At 49.6% G+C, this 5718-nt stretch carries 2 tRNA genes and 3 rRNA genes; all 5 read left to right on the plus strand.

Annotated features, from left to right (window positions below):
* Window positions 1-267: 267 nt before the first annotated feature.
* The 5 genes from EYB48_RS18790 (at window position 268) to rrf (ending at window position 5670) form a co-directional block, all read left to right on the plus strand.
* A 16S ribosomal RNA gene (locus EYB48_RS18790) occupies window positions 268-1800 on the plus strand.
* Between the two features lie 112 nt (window positions 1801-1912).
* Window positions 1913-1988: transfer RNA gene (locus EYB48_RS18795), tRNA-Ala, on the plus strand.
* Window positions 1989-1992: 4 nt separating this feature from the next.
* Window positions 1993-2069 (plus strand) — tRNA-Ile (locus tag EYB48_RS18800).
* 391 nt (window positions 2070-2460) lie between these two features.
* Window positions 2461-5337, plus strand: a 23S ribosomal RNA gene (locus tag EYB48_RS18805).
* A gap of 220 nt (window positions 5338-5557) precedes the next feature.
* A 5S ribosomal RNA gene (gene rrf / locus EYB48_RS18810) occupies window positions 5558-5670 on the plus strand.
* The 16S, 23S and 5S rRNA genes sit together here with 2 tRNA genes alongside, the layout of an rRNA operon.
* Window positions 5671-5718 lie beyond the last annotated feature (48 nt).

Below are 5718 nucleotides of genomic sequence, written 5' to 3' on the forward strand. Positions count from 1 at the left end.
ACGAACAAAACGATTCGAAGCAAACGCCGCAAGGCAGGCAGGAAAAGAATTCAATATTCTGTGATCTTTAACAATTAACAGTCAATAAATGTGAGCACTTGATGAAAGCGCACCGCTTGGTTTTAAAACTGAGCGGCAAGCTTAAAAAATATCAAATGCTTCACAAGAAATAAAACAAGACGGTTTTCAGAGTTGGTAACAATTCAGAGAATCGAACTGTCAGTATTTTGAGTGAGCGACAGACAGAAATGTCTTTAAACAGAGATTAAACTGAAGAGTTTGATCCTGGCTCAGATTGAACGCTGGCGGCATGCCTTACACATGCAAGTCGAACGGCAGCACAGGTGCTTGCACCTGGTGGCGAGTGGCGAACGGGTGAGTAATATATCGGAACGTACCCAGTAGTGGGGGATAACTATCCGAAAGGATAGCTAATACCGCATACGATCTACGGATGAAAGCAGGGGATCTTCGGACCTTGTGCTATTGGAGCGGCCGATATCTGATTAGCTAGTTGGTGAGGTAAAAGCTCACCAAGGCGACGATCAGTAGCTGGTCTGAGAGGACGACCAGCCACACTGGAACTGAGACACGGTCCAGACTCCTACGGGAGGCAGCAGTGGGGAATTTTGGACAATGGGCGCAAGCCTGATCCAGCAATGCCGCGTGAGTGAAGAAGGCCTTCGGGTTGTAAAGCTCTTTTGTCAGGGAAGAAAAGGTGCGCTCTAACATAGCGTACTGATGACGGTACCTGAAGAATAAGCACCGGCTAACTACGTGCCAGCAGCCGCGGTAATACGTAGGGTGCAAGCGTTAATCGGAATTACTGGGCGTAAAGCGTGCGCAGGCGGTTTTATAAGTCTGATGTGAAATCCCCGGGCTCAACCTGGGAACTGCATTGGAGACTGTAAGGCTAGAGTGTGTCAGAGGGGGGTAGAATTCCACGTGTAGCAGTGAAATGCGTAGATATGTGGAGGAATACCGATGGCGAAGGCAGCCCCCTGGGATAACACTGACGCTCATGCACGAAAGCGTGGGGAGCAAACAGGATTAGATACCCTGGTAGTCCACGCCCTAAACGATGTCTACTAGTTGTCGGGACTTAATTGTCTTGGTAACGCAGCTAACGCGTGAAGTAGACCGCCTGGGGAGTACGGTCGCAAGATTAAAACTCAAAGGAATTGACGGGGACCCGCACAAGCGGTGGATGATGTGGATTAATTCGATGCAACGCGAAAAACCTTACCTACCCTTGACATGGCAGGAATTCCGAAGAGATTTGGAAGTGCTCGCAAGAGAACCTGCACACAGGTGCTGCATGGCTGTCGTCAGCTCGTGTCGTGAGATGTTGGGTTAAGTCCCGCAACGAGCGCAACCCTTGTCATTAGTTGCTACGAAAGGGCACTCTAATGAGACTGCCGGTGACAAACCGGAGGAAGGTGGGGATGACGTCAAGTCCTCATGGCCCTTATGGGTAGGGCTTCACACGTCATACAATGGTACATACAGAGGGCCGCCAACCCGCGAGGGGGAGCTAATCCCAGAAAGTGTATCGTAGTCCGGATTGTAGTCTGCAACTCGACTACATGAAGTTGGAATCGCTAGTAATCGCGGATCAGCATGTCGCGGTGAATACGTTCCCGGGTCTTGTACACACCGCCCGTCACACCATGGGAGCGGGTTCTGCCAGAAGTAGGTAGCTTAACCGTAAGGAGGGCGCTTACCACGGCAGGGTTCGTGACTGGGGTGAAGTCGTAACAAGGTAGCCGTATCGGAAGGTGCGGCTGGATCACCTCCTTTCTAGAGTAGCGCTGGTAGTTAAGTGTTCACTTTTATTGACTGTTAAAAGAAGAGACGAGAAAAGTAGTAAAGAGTAGTGAAGCTGCTTTGCAGTAGGAAGCAGTACCTGAATGGGGGTTTAGCTCAGCTGGGAGAGCACCTGCTTTGCAAGCAGGGGGTCGTCGGTTCGATCCCGTCAACCTCCACCATACTGGGGCTGTAGCTCAGCTGGTTAGAGCACCGTGTTGATAACGCGGGGGTCGTTGGTTCGAGCCCAACCAGCCCTACCAAAAGTAGGATGAGAAAACAAACGCAAATGGCGCGAGCGCTGTTTAGGTTTGTTCTTTCAAATCGAAAGAGAGTCGGAAGACTCTGAAACAAGAAGTTCTCGTTCTTTAACAATTCAGAAGAAGTAAAGTAGAAATAATCAAAATTTATTTCTGTAAAGAGATTGGTAGCAATACTGATCAGATTTATGGAAGGGTTATGATTGTATCGAACAAACAAAGTATTAAAAGAGTTTGATCAAAGCAGCCGAAAGGCAGTTTTAGAAAAAAATAAATTCTTGAGATACGGCAACGCTAAAGTAATACTCATAAGTAGTAAAGAACTATAACCGGTTTTTAGTGATGAACCTGAAGCTTAGAGATAGGCGACAGACACTAGAAGCTAAAGTTATAGGGACAAGTGAATAAGTGCACATGGTGGATGCCTTGGCGATATCAGGCGATGAAGGACGTAGTAGCTTGCGATAAGCTGCGGGGAGTGAGCAAACACACATTGATCCGCAGATTTCCGAATGGGGAAACCCGGCCTTAGGGTCATTTAACACTGAATACATAGGTGTTAAAAGCGAACGTGGCGAACTGAAACATCTAAGTAGCTACAGGAAAAGAAATCAACCGAGATTCCCAAAGTAGTGGCGAGCGAAATGGGAAGAGCCTGCAAGATTTAGCATCTTTAATAGTAGAACGGATTGGAAACTCCGGCCATAGAGGGTGATAGCCCCTTATACGAAATTATCGGTGTGGAACTAAGCTTGCGACAAGTAGGGCGGGACACGTGAAATCCTGTCTGAACATGGGGGGACCATCCTCCAAGGCTAAATACTCGATATCGACCGATAGTGAACCAGTACCGTGAGGGAAAGGCGAAAAGAACCCCGGGAGGGGAGTGAAATAGAACCTGAAACCGTGTGCATACAAACAGTAGGAGCGGACTTGTTCCGTGACTGCGTACCTTTTGTATAATGGGTCAGCGACTTACATTCAGTGGCAAGCTTAACCGCATAGGGAAGGCGTAGAGAAATCGAGTCCGAATAGGGCGTCTTAGTCGCTGGGTGTAGACCCGAAACCAAGTGATCTACCCATGGCCAGGTTGAAGGTGCGGTAACACGCACTGGAGGACCGAACCCACTAATGTTGAAAAATTAGGGGATGAGCTGTGGGTAGGGGTGAAAGGCTAAACAAACTTGGAAATAGCTGGTTCTCTCCGAAAACTATTTAGGTAGTGCCTCTTGTATCACCGTCGGGGGTAGAGCACTGTTATGGCTAGGGGGTCATCGCGACTTACCAAACCATTGCAAACTCCGAATACCGACGAGTGCGAGCAAGGGAGACAGACATCGGGTGCTAACGTCCGGTGTCAAGAGGGAAACAACCCAGACCGCCAGCTAAGGTCCCAAAGTACAGCTAAGTGGAAAACGAAGTGGGAAGGCTAAAACAGTCAGGAGGTTGGCTTAGAAGCAGCCACCCTTTAAAGAAAGCGTAATAGCTCACTGATCGAGTCGTCCTGCGCGGAAGATGTAACGGGGCTAAGCTGTACACCGAAGCTGCGGATATGCATTTATGCATATGGTAGGAGAGCGTTCTGTAAGCCTGCGAAGGTGTCTTGTAAAGGATGCTGGAGGTATCAGAAGTGCGAATGCTGACATGAGTAGCGATAATGGGGGTGAAAAGCCTCCACGCCGTAAGCCCAAGGTTTCCTGTTCAACGTTCATCGGAGCAGGGTGAGTCGGCCCCTAAGGCGAGGCAGAGATGCGTAGCTGATGGGAAGCAGGTTAATATTCCTGCACCGTCGTATGATGCGATGGGGGGACGGATCGCGGAAGGTTGTCAGGCGGTTGGAAGAGCCTGTTCTTGACTTGTAGAAGGTGCCTAGGCAAATCCGGGCACGGAATTCAAGGGGTTGAGACGAGCGGGTATATCCTGCGAAGCAATCGGAAGTGGTTCCAAGAAAAGCCTCTAAGCTTCAGTCATACGAGACCGTACCGCAAACCGACACAGGTGGGCGAGATGAGTATTCTAAGGCGCTTGAGAGAACTCGGGAGAAGGAACTCGGCAAATTGGTACCGTAACTTCGGGATAAGGTACGCCCTTGTAGTTTGACCCCCCTGCGGGGGAAGGACGAAGGGGTTGCAATAAACTGGTGGCTGCGACTGTTTAATAAAAACACAGCACTCTGCAAACACGAAAGTGGACGTATAGGGTGTGACGCCTGCCCGGTGCTGGAAGATTAAATGATGGGGTGCAAGCTCTTGATTGAAGTCCCAGTAAACGGCGGCCGTAACTATAACGGTCCTAAGGTAGCGAAATTCCTTGTCGGGTAAGTTCCGACCTGCACGAATGGCGTAACGATGGCCACACTGTCTCCTCCCGAGACTCAGCGAAGTTGAAGTGTTTGTGATGATGCAATCTACCCGCGGCTAGACGGAAAGACCCCATGAACCTTTACTGTAGCTTTGCATTGGACTTTGAACCGATCTGTGTAGGATAGGTGGGAGGCTTTGAAGCGTGGACGCCAGTTTGCGTGGAGCCATCCTTGAAATACCACCCTGGTTTGTTTGAGGTTCTAACCTTGGCCCGTAATCCGGGTTGGGGACAGTGCATGGTAGGCAGTTTGACTGGGGCGGTCTCCTCCCAAAGTGTAACGGAGGAGTTCGAAGGTACGCTAGTTACGGTCGGACATCGTGACGATAGTGCAATGGCATAAGCGTGCTTAACTGCGAGACTGACAAGTCGAGCAGGTACGAAAGTAGGACATAGTGATCCGGTGGTTCTGTATGGAAGGGCCATCGCTCAACGGATAAAAGGTACTCTGGGGATAACAGGCTGATTCCTCCCAAGAGTTCATATCGACGGGGGAGTTTGGCACCTCGATGTCGGCTCATCACATCCTGGGGCTGTAGCCGGTCCCAAGGGTATGGCTGTTCGCCATTTAAAGTGGTACGTGAGCTGGGTTTAAAACGTCGTGAGACAGTTTGGTCCCTATCTGCCGTGGGCGTTGGAAGTTTGAAGGGGGCTGCTCCTAGTACGAGAGGACCGGAGTGGACGAACCTCTGGTGTATCGGTTGTCACGCCAGTGGCATTGCCGAGTAGCTATGTTCGGAAGAGATAACCGCTGAAAGCATCTAAGCGGGAAACTCGCCTTAAGATGAGACTTCCCAGAGACTAGATCTCTTTAAAGGGTCGTTCGAGACCAGGACGTTGATAGGCTGGGTGTGGAAGTGCAGTAATGCATTAAGCTAACCAGTACTAATTGCCCGTAAGGCTTGTCCCTATAACCTTAGCAGGTTGTGGGCTACGAGAGAAATTATGAAGTGTTTGCCAAAGAGAGTTTGGTACGAATCATAACCATGAAAAGCTGAGAAATCGGCAAAAACAAATAGAGATTGGTGCGAGTTGATATAAAGACGGCGCACATTCTGCGAAACTTCTTCTGAATTGAGTTTGTTGTGGACACACAAAACAACGTGTGCACAGCGGACTGACAGTTTATGCCTGATGACCATAGCGAGTTGGTACCACCCCTTCCCATCCCGAACAGGACCGTGAAACGACTCTGCGCCAATGATAGTGCTGCAACCAGTGTGAAAGTAGGTTATCGTCAGGCTCCCTTTAAAAACCCCTCGTTACGTTTGTAACGGGGGGTTTTGCTTTA

This window comes from Cognatundibacterium crateris, from assembly GCF_010078235.1.
Lineage (GTDB): Bacteria > Pseudomonadota > Gammaproteobacteria > Burkholderiales > Burkholderiaceae_D > Undibacterium > Undibacterium crateris.